Source organism: Psychrobacter sp. AOP7-B1-25, assembly GCF_052376195.1.
Classification (GTDB): domain Bacteria; phylum Pseudomonadota; class Gammaproteobacteria; order Pseudomonadales; family Moraxellaceae; genus Psychrobacter.
This window is the reverse complement of sequence record NZ_JBQSVK010000037.1, coordinates 1-3,163: the sequence shown is the minus strand read 5'-3', so window position 1 is coordinate 3,163 and position 3,163 is coordinate 1. Positions and strand designations below refer to the sequence as shown.

The following is a 3,163-nucleotide window of genomic DNA, read 5'->3' as shown; positions in this document are numbered from 1 at the left end:
TATGTGATATTATTGATAACTACTTTGATATTTAGGAGTATGTTATGGGCGTTTCCCTCTACTATACCGCTGAGCGTACGACGCTTTTGACTGAGCAGGAACAAGAAGCTGTTACGCTTATCGTTGATAAATATAATGATCGCTTTGAGCATACAGAAGACACGGAGTCTTTTGATCTTTATGCTTATGATGATAGTGAGTCAGAAGTGATATTAGCAGGTGCTACTAAAATGCCTGCTAGCGCAGAGGTGGAGGTTTTGATGTATAGCATCAATCATTGGCTACAATGTCTGACTGAGATTCGTCTCGTGGTTGCTGAGGCAGAATGGCACGTTCATTTAGATGACAATGATGCGGTATGGGTAGATAATAGGTGGCAGATGGAAGAATAAGTCTTCATTACTATTAGCAGTTGTATAATGATTAGTTGCTAATCATTGCTCACAGAGAAGAGCCCTTAAACGAATATTAGGTTTGAGGGTTTTTTTATGAGTATTTGATTCAGTTTTCTTATCTCTATTATTATCTGTATAGACAGTTTAAGCATTATAAATACATCTATAGTATGAATATATTACTTACTATGTATTCAAAATGATTTGACTTCTATCATTATAGCTGATAATTTTAAACTGTACTTTTATTAAAGGTGTGTAAAAAAGATATCGAAAACTTGTAGACTATGTAATCTAGGATAGATCAAATTGTTTACTTGTAATGCCTTACTCCTATTCTCACAATTATCAAAAGGAATTGATAATGAAGTTAGCTCCTCTTTTTTCAATTGGTGCTTTAGCCGCTATTTCTCTTCTTGGCTGTTCTAACCAATCTGCTGATGCGACAGACGGGTCATCAGCCACTTCTCAAGAAACAACTGTGCTACGATTCTCACATTTCTGGCCAGCAACATCATCTATTAGTAAAGAGGTCTTCGAACCTTGGGCAGAACAGATAGAAACAGATTCTGATGGTCGCCTAAAAGTAGAACTGTACCCTTCAACTGGTCTTGCCAAAGCAGATGTTACCTATGAATCTGCTGCAAAAGGTACGATTGATATTGGTTCACAAGCGCATGGCTATACTAATGGTCGCTTCCCTTTGACTCAGATTACTGAACTTCCTGGTTTATCAAATTCAGCAACGCAAATGGGTTGTATGCTACAGACTCTCTATGATGATGGTACTTTGGCTAGTGAGTATGAAGACTCACATCTATTATTTATGTACGGTGCTGGACCTGGTGCGCTGCATACAACCGACAAATTGATACGCACGCCTGAAGATATGAAAGGCATGCGTATCCGTCGCCCTTCTGCTGTGGCAGGTGATATTATCGAAAGTGCTGGTGCTTCGCCAGTAGGCCTACCTGCTAACGATATGTATACATCGTTGCAGCGTGGCGTTGTTGATGGCTTGAGTTTCCCTTGGGAAGCAGTAACGGCTTTCAAAATTGATGAGATCACTAAGTATCATACTAATATTCCTTTCTATAGTTCAGCGCTTATGGTCACGATGAATAAGGATAAGTACGATAATTTACCTGATGATTTGAAGAAAGTTCTGGATGAAAACTCGGGCATGGCACTAGCTAATAAAGTTGGTGAGGTATTTGATAAACATGACCAGATGGCAATGCAAGCTGCTAAAGATAAAGGTGATGAAATTATCGATATTCCTGACCCATTAAATGATCCAAGTTGGAAAGGTCCGCTCGAAAAAGGAACCCAAAAGTATCTGAAGGACGTTAATGCTTTAGGTTTGGATGCAGACAGCGTTTATGAAAAAGCAAAAGCTGCTAGTGCTGCCTGTAAGGTCTAACCTATTGGAGGTGTCACATGGCATTCTTAGTCAAACTCAGCGTCTTAATCTCTAGATTATGTCAGTTTATCGGCGGTGTTAGTCTCATCATCATCGTACTAACCACCATGCTCGACGTCAGCGCACGCTACATATTCAAACTCACCGGTGGTGAGTTTGGCTTTACCGTCAAAGGTAGTGTAGAGATCGTCTCCTACTTTATGCTATTTGCATTATTAGCTGCCTTTGCTGCTTTCGTTGAACGCTCACAAATCATCGTCGACGTCTTTACTCAAAAAATGCCACAGTCTATTAAAGGCTACCTCATGGGTATCTTTATGATGGGCTTCTTTGTCATCGGTATCGTATTCTCATGGGGACTCTATGAGAGTGCTATTGACGCTGTTGAATATGGCAAAGTCACCCAAGACTTAAGACTCTCTATGATGCCTATCTATGCCATCAGCGCTTTTTTAAGTACCTTACTAGCCATTCGCTCATTGATCGAATCCATCAACATCTTTAAAACAGGCGAATTCTTTGACGCCGAGGAGACAGGCGCATGAGCCCAGAAATTATCGGTGCGATTGGCCTAGTTGTCATGATTCTGCTTGTCATCTTACGAGTACCCGTTGCACTTGCCATGTTAGGTGTCGGTTTAGTAGGTTTTGGTGCGGTTACCGCGCCTAGCGGTGCACTACAAATGCTTAAAGACATTCCTGTTGATGTCTTAGCAAAGTATGATTTTAGTGCCATTCCTTTATTTATTCTTATGGGTGTATTTGCCACCCACTCAGGTATGGCAGGTAAGCTATTTGAAGCAACACGAACCATATTTGGTGGGGTAAGAGGTAGTCTTGGTATTGCAGGTATCGGCTCGTCCGGTATCTTTGCCTCTATCTCAGGCTCATCACTTGCGACTGCCTCTACCATGACCAAAGTCGCGTTACCGCAAATGGAAAAGTACGGTTATCAGCCAGGGTTTGCCTGTGGCATCTTAGCTGCTGGTGGTACGCTGGGTATTATGATTCCGCCCAGTATTGCCTTATTGGTCTACGCCATCTTAACCCAGCAGTCGGTAGGTGATATGTTCATCGCTGGCTTCTTGCCAGGTATGCTCGGTATGGTGATGTATTCCATCACGGTAATGATTATGGTGCGCTGGAAACCTCACTTGGCCCGCCGTGGTGAGAAAACCACTTGGAAAGCCAAGCTGCTGTCACTGACAGGTCTTATACCATTTAGTTTTATCTTTATCATCATTATCGCTGGTATCTTCTTTGGGTTATTCACGCCAACAGAAGGAGCAGCAGTAGGAGCATTTGTCTCTTGGGCTTATGCCTTTGCTAAAGGTATGCGTTTAGAT

At 41.8% G+C, this 3,163-nt stretch carries 4 protein-coding genes; all 4 read left to right on the top strand.

Annotated features, from left to right (window positions below; all coding sequences use genetic code 11):
* The first annotated feature begins 44 nt into the window (after positions 1–44).
* Positions 45–392 carry a hypothetical protein gene (locus ACT3QR_RS13845; RefSeq protein ID WP_444521867.1) on the top strand — a complete coding sequence of 116 codons (348 nt, stop codon included), beginning with the start codon at positions 45–47 and terminating at the stop codon, positions 390–392.
* A 367-nt stretch (positions 393–759) separates the two neighbouring features.
* A complete protein-coding gene (locus tag ACT3QR_RS13840) occupies positions 760–1,818 on the top strand; it encodes a TRAP transporter substrate-binding protein (protein ID WP_444521866.1) in 1,059 nt (352 codons plus the stop codon).
* A 17-nt stretch (positions 1,819–1,835) separates the two neighbouring features.
* The gene (locus ACT3QR_RS13835) at positions 1,836–2,363 is read left to right on the top strand and encodes a TRAP transporter small permease (protein WP_444521865.1); all 528 of its coding nucleotides are present in this window, start codon (positions 1,836–1,838) and stop codon (positions 2,361–2,363) included.
* The coding region (locus tag ACT3QR_RS13830) for a TRAP transporter large permease subunit (RefSeq protein WP_444521864.1) at positions 2,360–3,163 on the top strand (804 nt) is incomplete at its 3' end. The genes ACT3QR_RS13835 and ACT3QR_RS13830, both read left to right, overlap by 4 nt.

Coding starts and splice junctions, on each gene's coding strand:
- ACT3QR_RS13835 (WP_444521865.1), top strand. CDS start 1,836: ATGGCATTCTTAGTCAAACTCAGCGTCTTAATCTCTAGATTATGTCAG.
- ACT3QR_RS13845 (WP_444521867.1), top strand. CDS start 45: ATGGGCGTTTCCCTCTACTATACCGCTGAGCGTACGACGCTTTTGACT.
- ACT3QR_RS13840 (WP_444521866.1), top strand. CDS start 760: ATGAAGTTAGCTCCTCTTTTTTCAATTGGTGCTTTAGCCGCTATTTCT.